At 35.4% G+C, this 23,943-nt stretch carries 19 protein-coding genes; 10 read left to right on the forward strand and 9 right to left on the reverse strand.

Annotation, left to right across the window (positions count from 1 at the left end; translation table 11 throughout):
* The first annotated feature begins 15 nt into the window (after window positions 1–15).
* Window positions 16–1,185 (forward strand): hypothetical protein, encoded by a 1,170-nt coding sequence (locus IPJ80_03950; GenBank protein MBK7912631.1) that lies wholly within the window; start codon window positions 16–18, stop codon window positions 1,183–1,185.
* 9 nt (window positions 1,186–1,194) lie between these two features.
* Here the strand turns inward: IPJ80_03950 and IPJ80_03955 are convergent, their stop codons facing one another.
* On the reverse strand, window positions 1,195–2,409 hold the full coding sequence (locus tag IPJ80_03955) for a site-specific integrase (GenBank protein MBK7912632.1): 1,215 nt from the start codon (window positions 2,407–2,409) through the stop codon (window positions 1,195–1,197).
* A 246-nt stretch (window positions 2,410–2,655) separates the two neighbouring features.
* On the opposite strand from IPJ80_03955, the gene IPJ80_03960 reads away from it, so the two are divergent.
* From IPJ80_03960 to IPJ80_03975, 4 genes are all read left to right on the forward strand, one after another.
* The gene (locus IPJ80_03960) at window positions 2,656–2,898 is read left to right on the forward strand and encodes a GIY-YIG nuclease family protein (GenBank protein ID MBK7912633.1); all 243 of its coding nucleotides are present in this window, start codon (window positions 2,656–2,658) and stop codon (window positions 2,896–2,898) included.
* A 211-nt stretch (window positions 2,899–3,109) separates the two neighbouring features.
* The gene (locus IPJ80_03965; protein MBK7912634.1) at window positions 3,110–3,415 is read left to right on the forward strand and encodes a hypothetical protein; all 306 of its coding nucleotides are present in this window, start codon (window positions 3,110–3,112) and stop codon (window positions 3,413–3,415) included.
* Between the two features lie 92 nt (window positions 3,416–3,507).
* A complete protein-coding gene (locus tag IPJ80_03970) occupies window positions 3,508–3,954 on the forward strand; it encodes a DUF3592 domain-containing protein (GenBank protein ID MBK7912635.1) in 447 nt (148 codons plus the stop codon).
* An 18-nt stretch (window positions 3,955–3,972) separates the two neighbouring features.
* Entirely contained in the window at window positions 3,973–4,599 is a 627-nt protein-coding gene (locus IPJ80_03975; protein MBK7912636.1) for a hypothetical protein, read from the forward strand.
* A 156-nt stretch (window positions 4,600–4,755) separates the two neighbouring features.
* On the opposite strand, the gene IPJ80_03980 is transcribed toward IPJ80_03975, so the two are convergent.
* Window positions 4,756–5,349 carry a hypothetical protein gene (locus IPJ80_03980; protein ID MBK7912637.1) on the reverse strand — a complete coding sequence of 198 codons (594 nt, stop codon included), beginning with the start codon at window positions 5,347–5,349 and terminating at the stop codon, window positions 4,756–4,758.
* A 176-nt stretch (window positions 5,350–5,525) separates the two neighbouring features.
* Between IPJ80_03980 and IPJ80_03985 the strand changes: the two genes are divergently transcribed.
* The 4 genes from IPJ80_03985 (at window position 5,526) to IPJ80_04000 (ending at window position 10,741) form a co-directional block, all read left to right on the forward strand.
* Window positions 5,526–5,981 carry a DsrE family protein gene (locus IPJ80_03985; protein MBK7912638.1) on the forward strand — a complete coding sequence of 152 codons (456 nt, stop codon included), beginning with the start codon at window positions 5,526–5,528 and terminating at the stop codon, window positions 5,979–5,981.
* 116 nt (window positions 5,982–6,097) lie between these two features.
* On the forward strand, window positions 6,098–7,138 hold the full coding sequence (locus IPJ80_03990; GenBank protein ID MBK7912639.1) for a c-type cytochrome: 1,041 nt from the start codon (window positions 6,098–6,100) through the stop codon (window positions 7,136–7,138).
* Between the two features lies 1 nt (window position 7,139).
* Window positions 7,140–8,876 (forward strand): 5'-nucleotidase C-terminal domain-containing protein, encoded by a 1,737-nt coding sequence (locus IPJ80_03995; protein MBK7912640.1) that lies wholly within the window; start codon window positions 7,140–7,142, stop codon window positions 8,874–8,876.
* 86 nt (window positions 8,877–8,962) lie between these two features.
* Window positions 8,963–10,741 (forward strand): right-handed parallel beta-helix repeat-containing protein, encoded by a 1,779-nt coding sequence (locus IPJ80_04000; GenBank protein ID MBK7912641.1) that lies wholly within the window; start codon window positions 8,963–8,965, stop codon window positions 10,739–10,741.
* A 333-nt stretch (window positions 10,742–11,074) separates the two neighbouring features.
* Here IPJ80_04000 and recQ read toward each other — a convergent pair whose 3' ends face one another.
* The 3 genes from recQ to IPJ80_04015 all read right to left on the reverse strand — a co-directional run bounded on the left by recQ (window position 11,075) and on the right by IPJ80_04015 (window position 16,740).
* The gene (recQ, locus tag IPJ80_04005) at window positions 11,075–13,432 is read right to left on the reverse strand and encodes a DNA helicase RecQ (GenBank protein ID MBK7912642.1); all 2,358 of its coding nucleotides are present in this window, start codon (window positions 13,430–13,432) and stop codon (window positions 11,075–11,077) included.
* 699 nt (window positions 13,433–14,131) lie between these two features.
* Window positions 14,132–16,498, reverse strand: coding sequence for a hypothetical protein (locus tag IPJ80_04010; protein ID MBK7912643.1), 2,367 nt, complete (start codon window positions 16,496–16,498; stop codon window positions 14,132–14,134).
* A 77-nt stretch (window positions 16,499–16,575) separates the two neighbouring features.
* Window positions 16,576–16,740, reverse strand: a complete 165-nt coding sequence (locus IPJ80_04015) for a hypothetical protein (protein ID MBK7912644.1) — start codon at window positions 16,738–16,740, stop codon at window positions 16,576–16,578.
* Between the two features lie 706 nt (window positions 16,741–17,446).
* Here IPJ80_04015 and IPJ80_04020 point away from each other — a divergent pair.
* Complete coding sequence (locus IPJ80_04020; GenBank protein ID MBK7912645.1) at window positions 17,447–20,725, forward strand: PD40 domain-containing protein; 3,279 nt, start codon at window positions 17,447–17,449, stop codon at window positions 20,723–20,725.
* Between the two features lie 175 nt (window positions 20,726–20,900).
* Here the strand turns inward: IPJ80_04020 and IPJ80_04025 are convergent, their stop codons facing one another.
* The 4 genes from IPJ80_04025 to IPJ80_04040 all read right to left on the reverse strand — a co-directional run bounded on the left by IPJ80_04025 (window position 20,901) and on the right by IPJ80_04040 (window position 23,921).
* Window positions 20,901–21,470: a DUF4256 domain-containing protein gene (locus IPJ80_04025; GenBank protein MBK7912646.1), complete on the reverse strand. Its 570-nt coding sequence runs from the start codon at window positions 21,468–21,470 to the stop codon at window positions 20,901–20,903.
* A 14-nt stretch (window positions 21,471–21,484) separates the two neighbouring features.
* Entirely contained in the window at window positions 21,485–21,988 is a 504-nt protein-coding gene (locus IPJ80_04030) for a hypothetical protein (GenBank protein MBK7912647.1), read from the reverse strand.
* 403 nt (window positions 21,989–22,391) lie between these two features.
* Window positions 22,392–22,931, reverse strand: a complete 540-nt coding sequence (locus IPJ80_04035; GenBank protein MBK7912648.1) for a dihydrofolate reductase — start codon at window positions 22,929–22,931, stop codon at window positions 22,392–22,394.
* Window positions 22,932–23,450: 519 nt separating this feature from the next.
* A complete protein-coding gene (locus IPJ80_04040) occupies window positions 23,451–23,921 on the reverse strand; it encodes an aspartyl protease family protein (GenBank protein MBK7912649.1) in 471 nt (156 codons plus the stop codon).
* Window positions 23,922–23,943 lie beyond the last annotated feature (22 nt).

Genomic DNA, 23,943 nt, shown 5'->3' on the forward strand with positions numbered 1-23,943 from the left:
AATACGCAATCTATTGTGAATTTAAACAACAAAAGAAATTGGGATGAACATATAAAGTATGTTTTAGAACAGGAAGCAATCGATAGTAAGATTAAGGATGAATATATTAAAGCGACACAATTTCTTGAACACGAATTTGGCCAAAACATTCTTGCAAGGGATAAACATGAAAAGAATAATCGAGACGAAAGAAACCCCAAATTTCATCCGCTCACAAATAAGGTTTTTAATAAAGCTGGCTGGCAAATACTTGAATTAATAGAATTTGCGAATAATTTAAAATTGCTTAAATCCATTAATTGCAATTACAATAAATTGAAAGGAAAAATACTTTCATTTGATAAATCAATTATTGAAGGATTCCCATTTGTTGCAGTTGGGAGTTCTTTACTACGTTCTAGCTTTAATGTTAAATACCTCGATGAAAACAAAACTAGAAGAACACCTGATATTGAAATTACCAATCAAGTCAATGATGATTTACTATTTGTCGAAATCACCAGTTTAGGTGAGAGCGATGAGAGGAATAAAATTTGTGGCAATTACAATTATATTAGATATTGTTTTGAATCTGGTGTGTTTTTACCGTTTACTGGAAGGCAAAAAAAGTTAATTGAACAGGAAGATTGGAAAGTAATCTTTGAAGTTATTGCGAAAGCTAAGCAAGATGCCTGTCTTTACAATGAGATAATTACCGTTTCTAACCACCCCAAATTGGAGTTTTCAGTAGCCCCACTACTTAAATTTGATGAATTGAAGAAATTATCTGAAGAAATAGGAACGAACATGAATAATGTCGATGGCCTTATTGTGCCTTTTGATGAAACAAAACGAATTCTGGCTAAGATTCAAGATAAAGCACAACAGATACCACAAAATAAAAATGGGTTGATTTATATTATGATTCATCCTTTGGCTTTTATTACAATGAATACTCCAGAGTTAATGACAACTGTAATTGATTACATTCGGAGCTTCTCTAATATTTTAGGTGTTGTATTACAGACAAGATTCACTCATGAAAGGCAGGAAGATGTATTTCAGGAGGTGGAAAATCATTGTTTGTCAATTCGAGTTATTGGAGATAGTCTATACAATCTTTCCCTATTGATTTTTAATCATGATTGCAATATGGAAATTCATGATTCTACGTTAAGGAATATCCAATCATCAATAAAGTTTTAAGATTATCAATTACAAATTGATAATTTGGGTATGGTACGCATCTACAGTATTATTTTCAAAAGAATCCAAATATACCTGAGTCATCTTTTCAGTTGTATGCCCGAGTGCTTCACTTATAATTGCGGTCGGCACTCCAAGTTTTTTTGCGTTAGTTGCGTATGAATGGCGAGCAACATAACTGGATATTTTAGATTCGATACCACAAAGTTCACCGATTTCTTTTAATGTTCGGTTATAACGTCTAAGTTCATCTCGTATTTCAACAAGCTGTTTCTTTGGATCGGTTGAGTGAATTATATTCAGGATGAATTCATTTTCCTTTTTACCCTTCATATATCCATTTAAAATAGACATCAATTGATTGGAAACAGGAATCGAGTGAAGCTTTCCAGTCTTTTGCCTTTTATATTCAATCCGTCCATTTATAATATTTTTGATTTTAAGGAAGGATATATCAATGAAGGAAGCACCCATGAGATAAAAACTGATTAGGAAGTAATCTTTTGCTCTACTATGCCATCCAATTACTGGCTTAAACTGAAGAAATTTAATTAGGTCTTCCCGACTAATAGCTCTTTTTCTTGTTTCTTCAGTTCTAATGGAATAATCTGCAAACGGATAATATTCTTGAGTAATCTTACTTTGCTTGATTGCTATATTATATAGAGATCTAAGCGTTCGAATATTTACGCTCAAACCGTTCAATGTATTTCCTCTTGATAGATACCAGGACTCGTATTTTTTTAACCAGGTGTAGGTTATTTGTTTTAAGGGAAAATCCTTGCCTTTCATATAACTAGCAATACTCCGAGATACAGTCATATAAACACGAGCATTTCCAAACCTTTTTGCTGTCTCCATTTCGTTGATAACAGAAGAAAAAAACTCAAGGGTCATAACTTCAGTATTCTTCTGCGTAATGTTATTTTTTATATCATTTGCTGAAAGACGGTTTAGATTTCCAGACTCCTCTAATTTGACAAGCTTGCTCAGTACTTTACTCTTCTCGCTCTGAAGCCAGTTATTAAATCTAGTAAGGTTATCAAAATCCTTACAGGAATTACGGACGCTCTGTAATTTGCCATTCCAGTCTTTTGGATGCAGGCTATGACCTAATGAAATTCGGATTGGGTTCCGGTTAACTACCACCAATAATTTAAGTGGGTGTCTACCGTCAGTTCTGGTATTTCTCCGATCTAATTCGATTTTTACAGAGACTGCCATAATCTTTTGTTTTAAGCACTTTTAAAATTTGCCAGCGATTTGCCAGCAGAATGTGAATAATTATGCAAAGATATGGTGCTATTTGAAAATTTAGTTATTGAAATACAGGTATTTACGCATTTACAAATACATAAAAAATCAATTTTTTAACGCCTTGCACGCAGGGGGTCCTGGGTTCGAATCCCTGATCCTCCACAAAAAGACCGGACCTTAGTCCGGTCTTTTTTTTTAACACCCTTTTTTCGAATGTATACCGTTTATATCTTATTTAGTGTTTCACTAAATAAGTATTATGTTGGATCTACACAACATTTTGATATCAGGATTGATGAACATAATCGTAGTAAATCAAAATTTACTAGTAAAGGAATCCCTTGGAAAGTGGTTAAGAAATTTGAATTAAACTCTCGCCCTGAAGCAATCCTCCTTGAAACAAAAATCAAGAATAGAGGCATTGAAAGATATTTAAAAGACATCAACTATTTTTAATTGCTTTTGCTCAGCTGGCTAGTGCATGGCGCTTTAAGCGCAAGGGGCCTGGGTTCTCCTGCTTGCAGCTGGATATGGAATCCCTGATCCTCCACAAAATATTTAATAAGCAATTTTTTAACATCCTGTCTTATATTTACTATACTTGTTGATTGTTTTAAAATTTAGTTTTTATATTCATTCCATAATATTAAAAATCAATTTCGAATGTATGTTTAGCGCACTCCTCAATAAATTGTACTGGCCCTGCTTCTTTTTAATTGCGCTGGTCTTACTGATGTTTATCTTTTTATATTTTTATCAAATTAATAACTGGTCGGATAGAAATTATTACAACTGGATGAATTTTAAACGCATCTTTTTAAGCCTGGGTATCTTAGTTGGTTCTTACTATATGAAACATATTGGGAATGATCGGGCAGCCAACCTTATTTTATACATTCCTATAGGAATCTTTATTCTCGTATTAATCGGTGGACTGATTATCTTACTTCTATTTATGCAATCCGGGAAATAATTTTTCTTTACAATTGGTTTCAAATCATTTTTTAATTGTTCAATTATAATTCCGATTCGTTAAGCAAGTAATTTTTAAAACAGTTAGCCATTATGGAGTTTATTGAAAATTTATTAATTTCCATTGGACCTATTTTAGTCTTATTGGGTACGTATTTATTAATTCTTGCCCATCAAAAAAGCAATGAAATTGCACATACCTTGTCCAAGGGTCATGTTGCTGAAGGAATAGTTATCGAAATGCGCGATGAATCCGGCAATACTGTGGAATCTTTTAATAATCATCCTGTAGCTCCGGTTGTTGAGTTCAAAACCGATCATGGAAAATACTTACATTATTCAAGAACGTTCCAAAACCCGAGTCCCTATAAACCAGGTCAATCTGTTAAAATTTATTATTATATATATAAGTCCATTCAACAGTTTGCTTTGGAAGATGATCAAACAGGAACTTTGCCCATCCGATTATATCGGTGGGGAATTGTTTTTTGTGCCGTCGGGTTTCCAGGGCTGGTAATCAAATTGTCACGACTCTTGTAATTTGGAGGCTTTAAAACGATGCCCAGAGTTATTTTATTGAATCCATTTGTTAAACATTATGCTGGCAGCGTCTTTGATTTAAATGAAGCAGTTTATCCATCTGACTGGGATGTAGATGAACGAAATTTAGAAAAACAATCCCGGTTTGCAAATAAAGTTTACCTGCTTCCAGATGCCGGAAACGGCAGATCCGCTGAATTGTCTGTGCAGGATACAACGCTTTGTCCAGAAGAAATTTTCACGAACATCCATATCAAAAATGGTCCGTGTCGGATTACAGCCGTCAAAGAACATCCAATGGATCCTGAAAATATTCAATTAATTACAACACGATTATTAACAGTACAGTTAGAAGGAACACTATATCCTTTGAATAATAACATTTTATTGCAAAGCACTGGTGAGAAGAAATTCGATACGATTGAAATTTACAATAGCTTAAGCAATCAGATAATCCAGGAGCTCGATGGATTTTCTGACACTAAAACACTTAATTTTCAAGAAGCGCATCCAGGTTTTTATCGGGTTCTGTTATTTAACAGTCAAATGCCTGTTCTGGAGTTGTCCTTATTTAAAAATTTTCCTCTCGTTGTAAGTCCCATTAAATATACAAACAAATTTCAATGCATTCCTACTGTATGGTAATTAGTAATTTATTCCATCTATTATTTATGCTTTAAAGAAAAATCCAATAATTGCATTAACATACGTGCAATTCAAGTTAAAATTCAATACTTAATATAAAGCTTAGTTATAGTTTAATTAAAATGGAATTAAAAACAGGAGTGGATTCCGAATTACTTAATCATAATTCATAGTAGAGATGTAATCAATTTTCCATACACCATTCAATTTGCTCATATCAATTTCATAAGCAAAATCACCTGGTATGGTCGCTACGGCTTTTTGATCTGAAGTCATTTTTACTTCAATTGTCAAACTGTCAATTGCATTCCATACTAACTCGGGTTCCTGGGTGATCAGCACCAAATCAAATTCAAATCCTTCCGGCGGACCTTCTGATACAGGATTCTCTTTCAAATAAGCAGCTTTGGATTCAAAATATTTATTCCACTCTTTAAGATAATCTGGTGATATCAATCCGCTGGATTCAAGATTTTTTAAATACTGAGCGCATTCAGATAAATTTACCTGATAGTTACCTGATTTATCTTTAGCTATAAATTTAACTTGATTAACCATCGTATAGTGTTCTTGATACCAATGGATAAATTTTCGAATTCCCTGTATGATTGCAGTGGTATCATTTTCCGGAGTTTTAATAACTTCAGCTTGAATGGGAGACTCCTGAACAGGAGCACTTACTGATTGCTTACAGGAAACTAATGCAATTAAATAAAGGCAACCATAATAAATTAAGTTCGTTGATTTCATTTGATGTTAAATTAAATAATACCTAATTTGGGAATTAATCGTAACAAAGATAGTTCAGCTTAATTTAACTAAAATTGAAATTGTGTTCCAAAATAAGTCATTTTACCATTTTTCTGAATGTTTGAAATTGTATTATATTTGGACTCCTAATTTATTAATTTTAATAAACCTAAAATATGCTTAGAATATTTTTATTCTTAATTTCTGGCTTTCTTATCAATGGTCTTGCTGCTCAAGGTAACACGAATCCAAACCCTTCCAAATCAAAAAAATCGACTGCCGTCAAACACCGGGTTGTCATGCAACTGACGACAAATGACACCGCATCCTGGAAAGGTTTAATGAATAATCTGAAAAATCTTCGGGAGGGATGGGGTGATGCAGTAGAGATTGAAATAGTCGCTCATTCAAATGGGATTGAATTATTGATGAATGCAAAAACAACCCAAAAAATGAAAATAGAGGAGTTTATTCATTCCGGTGTTCGCTTTGTTGCCTGTGAGAATACCATGAAACAAAAAAATATTAAAAAGGAAGAAATCTTACCTGAAGTTGGTTTTGTTCCAATGGGAATAGGCGAAATTATTATGAAGCAGGAAAAAGGCTGGAGTTATCTTAAGGCTGGATTGTAAAAACAATGCAGTTGTCCTTGCGATTTTATCGTTTGAATCAAATCCCATCTATTATTTCATGTTTGTAGCATTTGGAATGCATGGAGCAATCAGATAAAGACAAGGTTTATATTGAAATGATTAACCGACTAAGCAATTTAGTCGGCTTGCTTAGCATTGCATTAATCGCTGCCATTTTAATAATAATTTTTGGACCCCCTGGATTTATTAAAACTAATAAGTCAACGAATTCTAACTCCACAAATTCTGTAAATGCAACAAATGGAAGTCCATCCGCTCAAAAGCAAATGGATAAAAATAAAATTTGGATGTCACCTGATTTGGATGCCGTTCCAGCTACAGAAGCAAAAGCGATGCTCGAATATGGTCGCGATCTCATTGCTAATACTGCTAAATACTTAGGACCAAACGGCAGTGTTGCAAAAATTACCAATGGAATGAATTGTCAGAATTGTCATTTAGAAGCTGGCACGAAACCATTTGGAAATAATTACAGTGCGGTCGCTTCTACTTACCCAAAATTCAGAGAGCGTTCCGGAAGCATTGAAACAATTTACAAACGGGTTAATGACTGCATCGAACGAAGTCTCAATGGAACTGCACTGGATACCTCAAGCAAAGAAATGCAAGCCATTAAATCATACATTGAATGGTTGGGGAATGAAGTACCCAAAGGTGAAAAACCAAAAGGTTCTGGCATTGTAGATTTACCATACCTGAAAAGAGCCGCGGATCCCCTGAAAGGTAAAACTGCTTATCAAAAGCATTGTACCAGTTGTCATACCGAAACGGGTGGTGGAAAATTAAATGCGGATGGAATCACGTATCAGTATCCTCCACTTTGGGGTCCTAAAAGTTATAATACAGGCGCTGGTTTATATCGTCTTTCCAGATTTGCAGGATACATCAAACACAATATGCCTTTTGGCGCCAGTTATCAAAATATCATTCTTAGTGATGAAGAAGCCTGGGACATTGCAGCATTTGTAAATTCACAAGATCGCCCTCAGAAAGATTTAAAAATGGATTGGCCTAAACTTGCTGGCAAACCCGTTGACCATCCATTCGGACCTTATGCGGATCCGTTTTCAGAACAGCAACACAAATATGGACCTTTTGAACCCATAGCTGCTGCTAAAAAATTAGCTAAAAAGTAACATGACAAAACACCCTACTGATTGCAATTGCGGTTGTAATGAGCCCTTATCCCAAGAAGGTATATCCAGAAAAGATTTTCTAAAAACAATTGGCACCGCTGGAATTGGTTTGGGCATATCCCCCATTTCTTCAATGGCCTTGTGGGAAGAAGGAAAGACAGAAGATATTTTAAAATCTAATTTGGTTCAATCGGGCAAAGTGCAACACATCAGTCTGCTGCATACCACGGACTTGCATGGTCAATTGCAGGTGCATGATGAATTTTTTTTAGAAAATGATCGGGTAGTTTATAAAAAACGCGGAGGATTTGCTCACCTTAAAACCTTGATTTCAGAATTAAGAATGCAAAATCCAAATTCACTCTTGATAGATGGTGGCGATTGTTTTCAAGGCAGCGGAGTTGCATCGCTTTCTGAAGGAAAAGCATTGATTCCTTTAATGAATCTATTAAACTATGATCTGGTACTTCCCGGAAATTGGGAAGTTGCTTATGGCAAACAAATGTTGTTACATGATCTGGGAGCTTATAATGCCCGAAAAGTTTGCACGAACATGACGCATGATGCAACGGATCCGGAGTTTCTGTTTCCTCCTTATCAAATATTTTATATCGCAGGTGTTAAAATGGGTTTCATTGGATACAATGATCCTTTGACACCAACCAGACAACCTCCTGCATATAGTTATGGAATAAAATTTATAAAACCGGAAATCAATATCAGTAAGTATATAAAAATTTTACGCGATCAGGAAAACTGCAAACTAATTTTTGTACTCACCCATATGGGATTGACCCAACAAATACATCTAGCTTCTCAGGAATACACTGAAGGGGTGCATTATATATTGGGTGCTGATACCCATGAACGCATTCGACAACCCTTGCAAGCAAAGTATGCCAAAGTTACTGAACCCGGTGCATTTGGATCGTTCTTAGGTAAATTGGATTTAATAATAGAAGATGGAATTATTAAAGAGGAATCCTATCAATTGATTGAAGTAGATCCGGAAAAATATAAAGCAGATGAAGAAATGGCAGCCATGATCCAAGAAGTCAGCAAACCATATCAACAAAAATTAAATCGGGTCATTGGCAAAACCAAAACACCGCTCATTCGATACTACATTCTGGAAACTCCAATGGATAATATGATAACAGATGCATTGATGTGGAAGTTTACTCCGGACATAGCAGTTTCAAATGGATTTAGATTTTGTCCGCCTTTGAATCCGGATGAATCTGGAACAGCAAATATCACTGTGGACTTTCTTTATTGCATGTTGCCGAGTAATAATAATTTAATTCTTGCTGAAGTTAGTGGTCAGCAAATTATGGATTGGTTGGAAAAAGAATTGGAAAATGTATTTGCATCCGATCCAGCAAAACGCTTTGGCGGTTGGTTGGTACGTTTTCAGGGTATGAAAATTAATTTTACCATTGCTCGTGAATATGGCAAACGCGTGAATGAAATTTTAATAAAAGGCAAAAAAATTGACCTAAAGAAAAACTATCAAATTGTATCCTGTGAACGAGAGGGTGACCCTAAAAATTTGATTTGTAGAATTAAAAATGTAAATAAAATTACCCGATTGCCCAATTTAATCCATGATGTGATGGAAGAATATTTGGCCAAACATTCTCCGGTATCCCCTAAATTGGAAGGACGTGCCACAGCGACAGATGCTCCTGCCAACTTACTAACCCAGGCAAATGGGTTGAATTATGAGTTTAGGTAGTATCCCTTTATTTTATTAAATAAAAGCTCTAGTTTGTTTCATAAATTCACAATTGAATTTGCCAATATTCGAAAATATTTTTAAACATGAAACTAAGCAACATCCTGATCGTTTTCCTGGTTTTATATTCCATTAGAATTTATTCTACCAATTATTACTTTTCCGAAAGTCTTGGAAATGATGCCTGGAGTGGAAGAATTTCCATGCCAAATGGAAGTCAATCAGATGGGCCCAAGAAAAGTTTAACTGCTTTAAATAATTTATTGAATTCTGGTCTGACACCAGGCGACAGTGTTTTCCTTCGCAGAGGAGATCGATGGATCGAAAATTCAGGTATTGCCGTAAATGCAGCACAGGGTAGATTGGATCAATATTTATTTGTAGGTGCGTATGGTACCGGAAGTAAACCACGTATTGAAAAATCAGGAGCAGGTGAAATTTTACTTTGCCGGGGTTCAGCAAATGCTGCAACTTCTTTTATCACGTTTCAGAATTTAGATTTGCTGAGCAATTCACCCATTGGAAGTCGACCAATTGGAGTGTATATTAATGAAAGCTTCTATAATTTAAAACCTCATCACATCATTCTTGACGGATTAAAAATCCAGGGATGTCAGAGTGGAATGATTCTATATCAAAACAATATTATTGTTGAAAATTGCCTGCTCGAAAAAAATGGCAACGACAACCAGGGACAAGGAATTTTCTGCTCAGCTACGGATGTTCAATTTAAAAGCAATGTATTGGACAGCAATGGCTGTGGCAGTGTGTTTGTACACAGCATCTACATCAGCCAATCCAAAAATATTTTGTTCGAAGGCAATGAAATTAAAAATGCGGATGATGGACTAAAACTTCGGGCTTCTGAAAATCTAATTATTCGCAATAATCGCATTCACAATACCTACATCCATACCATGCATGTGGGTGGAGACCAATCTGCGGGTACAAAAAATATAATTATCGAGGGCAATCTAATTTATGATGCACCACAAGGCTTGCGAATTAGTTCAGAATCTGGAACCCAAACCTTGCTTAGTGAAAACATCATGGTGCGAAACAACATTTTTCCTGCCCAGGTTTTTATTTCCGACAATGGTCCGGTTAAGGATATTTACTTTTTCAATAATTTAATTCATACGGGTGCTAATCAACCCTTTTTATTTTTGACAAATGCAATCAATCCGATCAATTTGCAAATTATAAATAACATTTTTTATAAAACAACTGCTACAGTTGTACATAGCTTGCTTGGTTTTATTTCAAACACAGGACTTAATGGCATTACGCTTGACCACAACCTTTATTATTATCCTGCTGGCGGTAGAAATATTCTAAATATTGGTAACAATTATTATACTACTTTGGCTTCATTCCGAACGAATCATCCAACGCATGAACTAAACGGAGTTCAAGGGAATCCAAACTTTGTTTCTGCAACCGATTTTCATTTAACAAGCTCAAGTAATTTAGCAATTGATAAGGGGACATCTTTAACAGGAAGTGTTTCCTCTGATTTCGATGGCCGCATTAGACCCATAGATGGAGATGGCGATGGTACGGTACTTTTGGATATCGGCCCTTATGAATATTGCTGCGCTGTTGCAACGAAACAAGATCTAATTAAACAAGATCAATCCTATGTGTATCCGAATCCTTCCCAGGATCAAATTACGATAATTTCCGCCCAAGGCATTCCAGATAAAATTATTTTAATAGATCTTACAGGAAATGTAGTTATTGAAAATAATGCATCTATGCAACAAACTAATTTAAATGTAACTTCTCTAAACAGGGGTGTCTATATAATTCAAGTGTATAATAGATCAAATTCTGTAGAATCCATAAAGTTTGTGAAATATTAAAAATAATTATTGCTACGAATTGAAGAAAGAATATTAGCCACGAATGCACGAATTAAGGACGAATGAAGATTGGCCACGAATGCACGAATCAAAGACAAATGAAGATTAGCCACGAATGCACGAATTAAAGACGAATGAAGATTAGCCACGAATGCACGAATGGAGGACGAATTAAATATTTTATTCGTCTGTAATTCCTGGCATTTCTTCGTGTCTTCATTCGTGCATTCGTGGCATTTCTTCTTCCTTCTTCATTCGTGCATTCGTGGCATTTCCTCCTTCTTCATTCGTGCATTCGTGGCATTTCCTAAATTATTTTAATAAAATACAAAATCACTTTTTTAGCTTTTTAAACTGTGATTTGATATTCGTTTCATTGCGCTGCAAAATTGATTCTAATAATTTTATATCATTAGTTTTTGAACAAAGTTCCAATAGTATGTCGTTTTCTTCCTCACTCCAAAATTCATAAGCACGGGGAAATTCCTTGCGTTGCTTTAATATATATTCATTGTCAATTGAATCAGAGGGCCTGCTGTTGTCAAAACCTGCAACCGTATCTTTATATGATTGAATTTGATCCGCTGTAAGTTCATTTTTTATTGGAAAGGAAAAATAATTAGCAGCTTCGATTTCTGATGGAGTTCCGGTCTCAACCTGATTGTTCTTAAAATAGGATTGAAGTTTGGGACCTATCATTTTATAATTAGCCTGATTTTTTAACAAACCATAAAAACTGATGTTACGCAATGTTTCCGGATAGCTGTTTTGCTTTGTAGCTAAAAGTAAATTTCCAATGGTAGTATGTGAAATGCGCACCGGATACTTGTTGAGTTCCTCAATATAATTTGCAATTTTCGCATCGCTTAGATACTCATTAATATCTGGTTCCATTTCTACTTGAGAAAGAGCTAGTTTTTGCCTGATTAATTTTTCAAATAAGTGTCCGTATTTTAAATACTTTGTATAGGAGACCCCCGAAATATTAATCATTTGTTCACGTGTTACTGGTTTTTGATCAACCATTTCCAATAAACTGCTATCATGGAAAATCAAATAAGGAGGCAGCGCTTCCCGTTCTGCAATTTGTTTTCGAAGCAATCGAAGTTCTGAAAATAAATCTGTTTCCCCAGAACTTGAGCTCGATTCCTTTTTGGCAAAACTTCTTTTGGGCTTCGCTAATTCTTCTGCCAATTCGATGCTTGCTTCACCGCTGACAATTCGTTTCCCATAATCACTCACTTTCAAAACAAATCCTTCATCATATGCCATTTCAAAAACGCCTGTTTGCAAAAGTTGCAGAATATAAGATTGCCAAACATCATAAGAATACTCTCTTCCCGCTCCGTGCGTTTTAATTTTATTATACCCGGCAGCTACTAAATCTGCATTCATCGAGCCCCTTAAAATATCAATCAACATCCGGATTCCTATGGCTTCTTTGGCCCTTATTAATGCTGATATGGCTTTTTGTGCAAGCTGAGTTTTATCCACATAGTTGGGTGGGTTATCGCAGATATCACAAGAATTGCAATTGTGATTATAATTCTCTCCAAAATAACTCAACAAAATTTTTCGTCTGCAAACCCGGGCTTCCGCATACTGTTGCATGCGTTTTAGTTTTTCGAGATTGAGTTCTGCCTGACCACTTTCTGCTGCAAATTTATTGAGCATCATGAGATCCGAAATGTTGTAGTATAAAATGGTTTTTGCAGGAGCCCCATCCCTGCCTGCACGTCCGATTTCCTGATAATACCCTTCCATATTTTTCGGAAGGTTGTAATGAATGATCCACCGAACATTCGATTTATCAATCCCCATACCAAACGCAATGGTAGCACAAATGACTTTTGTTTTATCATAGATAAAATCTTCCTGAACCTTGGAACGCTCAGCAGAAGTCATGCCTGCATGATAATGATCGGCAGGGATCCCCTGGTTTCGCAGAAAATTGCATATAGATTCTGTGCTCTTTCTGGAAAGGCAATACACGATGCCACATTGTTGGTCATGTGCTTGAATGAATGCAAGAATTTCATCTTGTTTTTGAGCAGCTTTAAGTTGGCTTCGAACTGATAAATGAAAATTAGGTCTGTCAAAAGAAGAAACAAATAATTCCGGGTCAATCAATTCGAGTTGGTTTGCAATGTCTCTCCGGGTCACTTTATCTGCAGTGGCTGTCAAAGCAATTATGGGGATTGCATTCAATTGTTTTCGTAGATTTTTTAATTGGGCATACTCCGGTCTAAAATCATGGCCCCATTGCGAAATACAATGAGCTTCATCGATTGCAATCATGGAGATCGGAAGTTGTTTAAGAAAATTTCCGCTAAGACTTAAGGCTTTTTCGGGCGACAGATAAAGTAATTTTACTTGTTCATTTTGGCATTTACCAATCATCTCAGCTTCTTCTGAAGGGCTCATGCTGCTATTAATAAAACCTGCCGAAATTCCGTTTGCTGCCAATGCCTCAACCTGGTCTTTCATTAAGGAAATTAAAGGAGATATTACCAATGCCATTCCTGGTTTTAATAGAGCAGGAATTTGAAAACAAACAGATTTACCACCTCCGGTCGGCATTAAAACCAATACATCTTTATTCAAGAGCACGCTTTCAATGATTTCCTGTTGCTGGGGTCGGAATTGGCTATAACCAAAATATTGCTTTAGTAATGTTAAAGCTGTGGACATGATTTTTATGTGTTCAATGCACAAAACTAATTTTTAATAACAAGTTTAAGGGCTGAATTTATTAAAAGCGGGTTTTAAATTAGTAAGAGCCGATGTATTCTTATTTAAACCCTGATTTTTTTTACGTTTCGGAGCGAAAGTCAAAAGTTCAATAAAATCAAGCGCTCATAGAATAATTTTTTCGCAAGCACAGTAATAATTATGTTAAGGATGACTGAACGATTTCCGCATAGCGGAATTTCTTACAGCAGTAAGAAAAGTAAAAGAACCGCGAAAGCGGCATAAGTAAGTTCTTGATTTTGAAGGAATTTCGACACGTAAAAGAAAGTTAAGGTCGATTTGTACATCGATGAAATGACATGGGTGAACGAATGGAAAACGAAATTAAGAGGGAGGAAATGCTACGGATGCACGAATGAAAGACGAATTGAAGAAAGGAGGATTGCCACGAATGCACGAATTGAGGACGAATTGAAGAAAGGAAGATAGCCACGAATGCACGAATGAAGGATGAATTGAAGAAAGGAGGATTGCCACGAATGCACGAATGAAGGACACGAATGAAGACACGAATTGAAGAAGCAGGAATTGCCACGAATGCACGAATTAAGGACGAATTTTTAAGGACGTATAAAATCCATTCGTCTTTCATTCGTGCATTCGTGGTAATTCTTCGCATTCATTAAAACGATTCAATCGTTAATAAGACAACCACCTGCCGGTATTTAAAAAATTCTCAGATTTTATTTGCCAAATCAAGGTTCCGGGTATTTGGTTTGGAAAATCTATTTCAATATTTGAGATCCCAGAAGATATATGGTCTATTGTTTTACTAAATACAGTTTCCCCAAATAAATTCCTAAATAGAATTTCTACATGCACTAAATCTTCTTTGAAATTTGTTTGAATTGTTAGCGTTGTCTGAACAGTTCCCGGATTTGGAAAGAGTATAACTTCAGGTTCTTTTGATTCCTTTACATAAGCATCAACCGTTGGAATTTCTTTATCTACTGGAAATTTGTTAAAACATAAAGCGCCCAGTTGATTTTGATTCATCAAATAAGGTCCTTGATAAACGACATTGAAATCATGGTAATAGACTTCCGGTAAATACGTAATGGTTTTTACCTGTGCTGGATTTTTTAGTTCCAGTATTACTTTGTTTCCCTCAATACGCAACTGTTTAATTTGCTTCCATTGGTCATCCAATGCAAAATAATCCTTTAAGGCAATTGGAGTGCCATTGACCAGGGTATCTGCAGGGAGTAGCAAGCTTGACTGCTCTTTACTAAATTCCAGACTAATTTCTGAATAATCCTGTTTACTAAAATACGCTTTTAGAATGTTAGGTGGATAAAATTCAGCACGATCGATTCCCTGATAAAAATCTTTTTGCACGAGCGGAAATATAGTCTTAGCTAAACGAAGGTATCCATCCAGGGTATAATGACATCCATCGTGTCCTGGCAAAGCCATGGTACTGATCAATTCGATATTTGGAAACGTTTCAGGCAATCTTCGTTGAATTTCCCGGAGTGCAGAATGGTCCCCGGCGCCGCACCCATGGTGAATCTGAACAACATAAACCTTTTTAACATTTGGATAATCGTTTTTCCAGTCTTCATATAAGGCCTTGAAGTTTTCAAAATAAAGGGCACTGCCATTGCTTTCACCCTGATACCAAAAAATAGCTTTAACAGCATTTGTTAAATTAGATTTTATTGCTCTGTATAATAAACTACCATATATGTTTGCTGGAAGTGCAGGCTGGATATCATCCCGTTGGTGTTGTTGAATAGAAGTACCTCCAACTCCACCGTTTAAAATACAAACAGGTATTTGATAATTTTCTACGATGGACTTTGCCAGGTCCATACCCCAGGCTCCAATGTCAGGTCCTCCTCCATAGCCAACGGCAGATGCAATTGTCCAATTTGTATCCGATCTATTCAGAGAATAATTTTTACCAAAAGTTCGAATAAACGAATTCGTATAAGGATTCCCACCAAATATGCTGTTGGATTGACCTGAAACAATGTAAACATCGCCTGCAATTAAATTTGTTCGCCGTGCAAGCAAACTGTCATTTGCATCTTGAGTTAATTTAATTTCAATTGCATAATTTGCTAATTCAGCTTTAATTTTTGTGCTCAATAAAAAATTTGCTTTTCCTGAAGTATCAAATTGCAATCGTTGAGTTGATATAGAAAGGAGTGATTGCTCTCTATATAACAGCAACTGGATTGAATCAAAACCAGACTGGATTGTAACTCCGGCAACCTGTATGGTAGCTTCATCATTTGAATCTCTTGGAAAAAATTGATAATCCTGCGGTAATTGTGAAAAACTAGTATCCGGAGGTGGAGGGTCTTTAATTGAATATTTTTGCTTCAAATCGGTTTCTAATTTTTTTCGTTCAGTATGATCCAAATATCGGTCGTACAAATGGATTTCTGAAATATCACCATTGAAGTAATAACCAGCCTGGTATGCAGAAATATAGATGGAATTATCGGTATTTCGCGGACAGTAGGAAGAGTCTTCATAGATACCATTCAAAACCAGCTTGCCGATTTGAGAGCTGTTGTTGTATTGTGCAATAATTAGAACTGGTTCCAAACCTGGATCAAAACCAGAACTAACCTGATTGTTAAAATCCCCATTGTGCAATATTTTAGTACTGGTATTTCCGGCCATCCATAAAGTATGCGTGGTCCCTCCCAGAATATTATTGGAAGGACCATTTGCCTTGCAAACAACTGCAATGGTATAATCTTTATTGACTGGAAACAGCGAAGGCATGTTCATAAAGGTCGAACTGCCATTAAATCGGATGGTAGGCCTGTTGGCAAATCCTGAAGGGATCCATTCCGGTTGATTTTGGTCTGTATTTTGGATTGCCTTTACTTGACGAACGGGATCTAACCATTCCGAAAGTTTATTGCCTGTAGTTTTTACACCGATTGATGCATCTAATATGAAGACGGGCTGTGACTGTTGTGCAAGCAAGCATTTGGTAGTCAGACACAGGCAAATGATGCTTTTAATGAATGGCGCAACCCGCATATTAAATTGTTTTACATTCAAATATACAGGATTCCTTCAGAAATAAGTGTTCCTAAACCATTTGGGTTAGAAACCACTTAAGATTTCTTAACAGCATTTTTACTATCTGCTTTTGGCGAAAAGGTTTTTAAACCACTGGATCCACTGCTTTTACTTTCTGCTTTATAATCAGAAACCACTTTGGCTTTTGATTTATCCGCAGGTGCTTTTTTAATGTTTTTAGTTCCTTTGTCTTTGCTCATGATGTTAAAATTTTAATAGATTTTGAAGATTTTAAAGGTTTAGATGAAATATATCCAATTGCAAATTGAATCAAAGCAATTAGTCTTAAACTTCAAAACTTATTACTTAACGCATAAACACGTTAAATAGTTCCTGAAAAACACTATTTAAATTTTATATCAAAGTATTACGATTGGTTCATAGGGACGTTGTATACAATACAGGGCTATTGCTTGTATCGGGGGATTTTAGCCAAGATTTTTGATTATGAAAGTGGCACTATCCAATGATGTGGTTCACTCTAATTTTAAGTTAGGACGTAGCTGACTTTGGAACACTTATATTTAGTTTATTATAACTCCATTATTGAATTTGTAATTTCAATACTTAGCCATAGCCGTTTTGATACTTCGCAAATTTTGCTTCCATCCTGATTAACAGGTATTGGATTTAATTCACTTCCTTTTACAATTTCAATTTTAAAAATTGTATTATTATAATTTTTTACTATTTTTGAAAATAGGGATGAAGGAATTCCATTCTATATCCAGCTCCCCTAAAAAAAGGATGAATTGATGCAATTATTAAATCAAAAAGTGTTATAAAACTTTACTACAACTGTTATATTAAGTCTATCCCCACATTTAATAAAATTGGTTTAATTGCATAGTGCAATTTGAAATTCCTTTTATCTTGTGTTTTAATTCAAAAATAAAATTTTATTAAATGATACGAATTTCGTCTCTTGCTTTATGTACGTTCTTTCTGTTACAATACCTGGAGGCTCAGGTAAATGCCGGCTTATATCGATTTCCGGATGTTTCCAAGGATCAAATCGTTTTTAGTTACTCAAATGATTTATGGTTGGTACCCAAAACTGGTGGTACCGCAACAAAATTGAGTTCACCGGTTGGTGTGGAAAGTTTTCCAAAATTTTCACCTGATGGAAAAGAAATAGCGTTTTCAGCCAATTATGACGGGAATACGGATGTTTATTTAGTTTCTGTAAATGGGGGCGTTCCTCAAAGACTTACCTATCACAGCATGACGGACCGGGTAATCAACTGGCATCCGGATGGAAGTAAAATTTTATTTGCATCAGGTCGGGAAAGTGAAAAAGAGCGTTTCAACCAATTTTATACAATATCCAGAAATGGAGGCTATCCGGATAAACTACCCCTACCTTATGGAGAGTTTGGCAGCTATTCACCTGATGGAAAACAATTGGCATTGGTATTTCGATCTGAAGTTTTCCGTACCTGGAAACGATACCGGGGTGGAGATGTTGCAGATATTTACCTTTTTAATTTAGAAAATAAAGCATCTGAAAACATATCTTCTAAAATAGATGCTGGTGAAGAATTACCCATGTGGCATGGTTCGAAAATTTACTACTTATCTGACAATGGCCCTGAAAAACGAATGAATCTTTGGGAATACGATCTAAATTCTAAAACACGCAGCCAATTAAGTTTTTTTAAAGAATATGATGTACATTTTCCATCTATCGGACCAGAAGAAATTGTTTTTGAGGCTGAGGGAAAATTATATTTATTTCAACTTAACAACAAACAATTAAAAGAAATAAAAGTAAACATAGTATCAGACCGTATTGCTCTTAAAAATTCAATTGAAACGGTTGATAAATTAATTCAAAATGTATCCATTGCCCCAGATGGAAATCGGGTTTTAGTCGAAGCAAGAGGGGATGTATTTTCATTGCCAGCTGAAAATGGGTTTGTAAAAAACCTTACTGCAAGTTGTGGTGTTGCAGAACGCACTCCTGTTTGGTCTCCGGATGGAAAAACAATTGCATACTGGAGCGACCAATCGGGTGAATATGAATTATGGATCCAAAGTATAGAAGGCAAATTTGAACCCAAAAAAATTACCAGCTACGGTCCTGGTTTCAGATACCAAGCGTACTGGTCACCAAACAGTAAGAAATTAGCATTTATTGACAAAGCCATGCAAATAAAAGTATTGGATATCAATACAGGACTTACCACGGATGTTGACAAGGGAATGCGTATGTCGCATGGTCCTTTACTTGGATTTAAAGTCAATTGGTCAGCTGACAGCCGATGGATGGCTTACCATCGTGATCTTGATAATTACCACAATGCAGTTTTTATTTATGATGTGCAGAATAATAAAAGCCATCAGATAACCAGCGGATATTACGAATGTAACAATCCGGTATTTGATCCTGAAGGAAAATACCTTTACCTGCTAACAAATCAATATTTTCAACCATCATACAGCGATCTGGATAACACCTTTATTTATGCAAATTCCACGCAACTGGCTGCAATTAGTTTATTAAAAACAACTCCTTCCATACTTTATGTAAAAAACGATACGGTTGAAATTAAAAAAGAAGAAAACACAACAGCTGAAACTCCAAAGGATAAAAAGAAATCCAAAGGAGCTACCAAAGACACCGTTGCAGCTAAGAAGCCAGCCATTTCACCTGTAGAAATAGATTTTACTGGAATTGAATCCCGTTTGGAATTACTTCCTCTTAAAGCTGGAAATTATGGGAACCTGAGTGCAGTGAAGGGTAAAATTATCTTTCAAAAATATCCAAATACAGGTGCATCAACAAATAGTAAAGCATCTACTGTTTATTATGACATTGAAAAACGTGAGGAAAAAACCATAATGGATGATTCCGAAGATTACCTGCTCTGTGCAAATGGTTCTAAAATGTTGATTGCAAAAAACGGATCATTTGCAGTAATAAAACCAGAAGAAAATCAAAAATTTGAAAAACCAATTCGTGTAAATGAAATGGAAATGACGATTGAACCTATGAAAGAATGGCGTCAATTACTTATAGATGCCTGGCGTTTAGAGCGAGATTATTTTTACGATGGGGATATGCATGGCGTCAATTGGGAACAAGTTAAACAACGTTATTTAAAAATGCTTGAAGGAGTAACTACCCGCGAAGAATTAAATTTTATTATTGGTGAAATGATTGCCGAACTGAATGCATCTCATACTTATAATGGAGGGGGCGATGAAGAACAGGCGATCCGTAAAAATGTTGGGTATTTGGGAATTAACTGGCAAGCAGAAGGAAATTTTTATAAAATAAAGAACATTATCCGCGCTGCAGATTGGGATGCTGAAGTACGCTCCCCATTAGATGCAGTTGGTTTACAAATTAAAGAAGGGGATTATATTCTGGCTGTAAATGGCAACGCATTAAATACAAGTCAGGAGCCAGCAGCCTTTATGCAAGGGCTAGCAAACAAAGCCGTTGAATTGACCTATAACACCACTCCGGATTGGAAAAATGCAAAGAAAATTATTGTTCAAACAATTGGCAATGAAGCACGTTTAAGACATTTGGCATGGATCGAATCCAATCGCAAATGGGTGGATGTGAATAGCAATGGCGAGGTAGGATATATATATGTTCGCAGTACCGGCTTGGATGGACAAAATGAGTTGGTCCGTCAGTTTAATGCACAATGGCAGAAAAAAGCATTGATCATAGATGAACGTTTTAATAATGGCGGTCAAATTCCCGATCGATTTGTGGAATTACTTAACAGGGAACCTTTATCCTATTTTGCTATACGTGATGGAAAGGTATGGCCATGGCCACCCTACGCTCATTTTGGTCCAAAAGTTATGCTGATCAATGGATGGAGTGGCTCCGGTGGTGATGCCTTCCCGGATTATTTTAGAAAGAAGAAATTAGGACCGCTCATTGGTGCTCGTACCTGGGGTGGACTTATTGGAATCAGTGGGGTCCCCGGATTAATTGATGGGGGTGGAATAACAGCGCCCACTTTTAGAATGTACAATCCGGACGGCACTTGGTTTAAAGAAGGTCATGGAGTGGATCCAGATATCGAAGTTATGGAAGATTTAACTGCACTTTCGAATGGTAAGGATGCGCAATTGATAAGAGCATTGCAGGAAACACAAAGCTTATTAAAAAACAAGGCCTATAAAATGCCGGAAGTTCCTGGTAAGGAAATAAGGTAGTATAATTTTAAGGGTTGAAATTAAAGGTCTGAGGGACTGGAGGTCTGTAGGGCTGGAGGGATGAGGAACTGAGGTCCGTAAGACAAAAATATTAATAAGGATTTTAGGCAATGTAAATTGACTGAGCTCAAAATTTATTTTCCAATTATTTTGGAGGAAAATTTTAGATAAAAAATTAAACACGTAACAATCCACGAAATCCTCTTGCAGCATAATAAGAGGATGCTCCGTTGTGATATATAAATACAGCACCGTAACGAAAATCACCAAATAATGCACCGCCATGTTTTCTAATTGCAGCAGGTGTTTTTATCCAACTCGAAGTTTTTGCATCGAAGGTTCCAAGTTTTTGTAAATCTTGATAATTTTCTTCAGTTAAAAGTTCGATGCCCATAGCTTCTGCCAAATCCATTGCGCTATTTTCAGGTTTAAATTCTTTTCTTGAATTCAATCCTTCGCGATCATAACATAAACTTCGTCTGCCTTTTGGGCTTTCAACCGAACAATCACAAAAAATAAATTCACCCGATTTTTTATCATAATCTATAACATCTGGCTCACCACCTGTTTGCTCCATTTCTTGAAGCGACCAAAGTTTAGCCGGCTGAGCCTTAAGTTTTGTTTGAATTTGACTCCATTCAAGATTCTTATGACGTTGCATGTTTTTTTCAAAGCGACTTTTCAATACCTCAAGCAACGCAGTAATTTGATTTGAGCTCAGCTCCTTTTTAATATTTTTAGACATATTGATCCAATTTTTCAATTATATAAATAGGGCTCATTATTTATTGTCAACGTTCTAATATTCTCTAAAACTCTTTTCATATACCGTTTCCAAAAAGTCTTGGCGAAAATCCAATTTAACGGATAAAGCAATGCATTGTCTGAATACAAGGTATAGGAATACTCAATTAAAATTTTATTAGGCTCAAGTTCAGTTGTTTTCCATTCACCAATAAATTTAGAAAAACCTAACATCCATGATTTGAAATTACTAACTTCAATTTTCCAATATGCATTTTCAATCCGCTCTAAAACTTTATCCGTAGAAGCCCAACCGCCATTTTGTGTGAGTGATTTTGCAACAAAAATATTTTTGGAATAGCCGGGAGTTCCCCAGTACTCATCATTTGTACTATGTGTAACTTTTGGCATCAAACCATAACCTGTGTGTACTTTAGAAACATCGCATAGCATTGGAGTCTTAAAGGCTCGCTCCAATGAACAGTTGTAAATGGTTGACACCTTAATTTTAAAAATCATTCTAAATCATTGAATAATTTGCAAAATTATTAAATATTAATGAAAATTTGGGTTTGAACAGTTCCAAAAATAATCAAAGTATTTTGACGAATCATTTCAAAATGATTTGCAATTATGTTAATACATGACGCTCCTTAAAGTATGCTAACAAACTTTTAATCCTGTTAATTCAAGTATTAACCAAGAACTAGTATATAATCTTAGCTAGTTAACTTAAGCAACAGGTTCAAGTCGGGGCAAATTAGTCTTAATTTAAACTACTTGTGGAGTTTAATTTTAACTCCTCTCATAAGAGGATAAGAGGAACCCAAATAAACTGCGAAATTAATAACTCTTGAATTTACAATCACGAAAGTTTAAATTTTATAAATGAGTTAATTAAACAAGTGTCTGCAAGTTAAACTTATGTGAGCATTCGCTTATAATGAAGCTGAACCAGTCCCTTGTTAAATTGCTTAGTACTTATCAATTTCATAGGAATTTCAAAGCTATCAGATTTAAATAAGCTTAGCCCATTGCCAAGAAGAACAGGAATAATAGAAATGATAAATTCATCAATGAGATTTTCTTTTAATAGTGCATTCACTAATTCTGCACCTCCATCAACAAAAATATGTTTTCCTTCACGTGCTTTGAGCTTAAAAACCAGATCTTTTAAACTTCCGGTATAAAATTGAATATTGCCAATGCTTGGCCTTGGTTTTCTTGTTATAACATAAGTTTCCTTGTTACTATGAGGAAATACAGAAACCTGGTTCATAACCCATTCATAGGTTTTCCGTCCAATGAGTACACAATCTATGCTATCAATAAAGTCATGGTATCCATAGTCTTCACCTGGTTCTTCAACCATTGACAAAAATGATAAGTCGTCATTTTGCTTTGCAATAAAGCCATCTAAACTGCATGCAATATAAAGTATTAAGTTCCTTTCTGATTTCATTTCCAATGTGCTTTTATACAATCCGAAGAAATTCATATACCATACTCAAATATACACAGTTACTAATTATTTTTTAATAAGATATAAATAAGCTGTGCACGGATACTATCAGAAAAATGCTATATAAATACGGGGAATGCTATGCGGCAATAAAATTTAAAAATTATCAAACATAAGGCTTTCAACTGACAAATGCAGTACAAAATTCAAGTAAGCAAAGTTGAAAAACTAAATCCATTTAAAATCATTGAACGTAGGCTTATGTTACATTCCTTCATGGATAAATTATCAAAATAGTTCCGGCATTAAAACTATTCAATAAACGCATTCAAAGTCCGGGCCCTAACTTGAAGGTATATTCTAATGCAAAATTATTATGAAAGCCGAATTGATCCAAATGATATTCCTCAATATTTAAATCATGTTTCGAAAAAGGTCAATTTTAAAGATTTAGGAATCGTTTTATCCAATTAATTATTACACATACGTATTTAAATAGAACAAAAACGCCTAATAATTTCAATTGAATTGAGGAATTACTTTCCTTAAATAAAGTGTCATTGTATTGAAATCAAGAATGGCCTCGCCTGCTCTTAGTAAATCGACACCCATTATACCATACAGATCTTCTTGTGCTCCAATTACAGCAAGTGACTCCCATGCAGATGCTAACGACATGACAGCAATGGGCAAGGTATCTATTTTAAATCCATTAATTTCAATTTTATTGTTATAAGATGGGATGGTTTCAATACTGTGCACCCCAAGCCCTCCACCTGAATAGGTCGCATCATCCATATTAAGTTTTAAATTTAAATTTTCACATTGTTTTGTGTCTACCACAGTTTGTCCAGCTCCTGAGTCAAGAATATATAAACCTTCAACACCATTTATTATCAATTGGCCTGCAATATTCTGAGTAATTGGAACAACAAGGTATCCCATCGAAATGAGCAAGGATGATATATTTTCGGTGCTTTGTGTATTCATATCCATTTTTACAGCTTTTTAA

The sequence above is a fragment of the Saprospiraceae bacterium genome (genome assembly GCA_016714025.1).
Lineage (GTDB): Bacteria > Bacteroidota > Bacteroidia > Chitinophagales > Saprospiraceae > Vicinibacter.

What these genes read in the sequence shown, in the direction of transcription:
- IPJ80_03955 (MBK7912632.1), bottom strand. Translation starts at nt 2,409, where the DNA reads ATGGCAGTCTCTGTAAAAATCGAATTAGATCGGAGAAATACCAGAACT.
- IPJ80_03960 (MBK7912633.1), top strand. Translation starts at nt 2,656, where the DNA reads ATGTATACCGTTTATATCTTATTTAGTGTTTCACTAAATAAGTATTAT.
- IPJ80_03965 (MBK7912634.1), top strand. Translation starts at nt 3,110, where the DNA reads ATGTTTAGCGCACTCCTCAATAAATTGTACTGGCCCTGCTTCTTTTTA.
- IPJ80_03970 (MBK7912635.1), top strand. Translation starts at nt 3,508, where the DNA reads ATGGAGTTTATTGAAAATTTATTAATTTCCATTGGACCTATTTTAGTC.
- IPJ80_03975 (MBK7912636.1), top strand. Translation starts at nt 3,973, where the DNA reads ATGCCCAGAGTTATTTTATTGAATCCATTTGTTAAACATTATGCTGGC.
- IPJ80_03980 (MBK7912637.1), bottom strand. Translation starts at nt 5,349, where the DNA reads ATGAAATCAACGAACTTAATTTATTATGGTTGCCTTTATTTAATTGCA.
- IPJ80_03985 (MBK7912638.1), top strand. Translation starts at nt 5,526, where the DNA reads ATGCTTAGAATATTTTTATTCTTAATTTCTGGCTTTCTTATCAATGGT.
- IPJ80_03990 (MBK7912639.1), top strand. Translation starts at nt 6,098, where the DNA reads ATGATTAACCGACTAAGCAATTTAGTCGGCTTGCTTAGCATTGCATTA.
- IPJ80_03995 (MBK7912640.1), top strand. Translation starts at nt 7,140, where the DNA reads ATGACAAAACACCCTACTGATTGCAATTGCGGTTGTAATGAGCCCTTA.
- IPJ80_04000 (MBK7912641.1), top strand. Translation starts at nt 8,963, where the DNA reads ATGAAACTAAGCAACATCCTGATCGTTTTCCTGGTTTTATATTCCATT.
- recQ (MBK7912642.1), bottom strand. Translation starts at nt 13,432, where the DNA reads ATGTCCACAGCTTTAACATTACTAAAGCAATATTTTGGTTATAGCCAA.
- IPJ80_04010 (MBK7912643.1), bottom strand. Translation starts at nt 16,498, where the DNA reads ATGCGGGTTGCGCCATTCATTAAAAGCATCATTTGCCTGTGTCTGACT.
- IPJ80_04015 (MBK7912644.1), bottom strand. Translation starts at nt 16,740, where the DNA reads ATGAGCAAAGACAAAGGAACTAAAAACATTAAAAAAGCACCTGCGGAT.
- IPJ80_04020 (MBK7912645.1), top strand. Translation starts at nt 17,447, where the DNA reads ATGATACGAATTTCGTCTCTTGCTTTATGTACGTTCTTTCTGTTACAA.
- IPJ80_04025 (MBK7912646.1), bottom strand. Translation starts at nt 21,470, where the DNA reads ATGTCTAAAAATATTAAAAAGGAGCTGAGCTCAAATCAAATTACTGCG.
- IPJ80_04030 (MBK7912647.1), bottom strand. Translation starts at nt 21,988, where the DNA reads ATGATTTTTAAAATTAAGGTGTCAACCATTTACAACTGTTCATTGGAG.
- IPJ80_04035 (MBK7912648.1), bottom strand. Translation starts at nt 22,931, where the DNA reads ATGAAATCAGAAAGGAACTTAATACTTTATATTGCATGCAGTTTAGAT.
- IPJ80_04040 (MBK7912649.1), bottom strand. Translation starts at nt 23,921, where the DNA reads ATGAATACACAAAGCACCGAAAATATATCATCCTTGCTCATTTCGATG.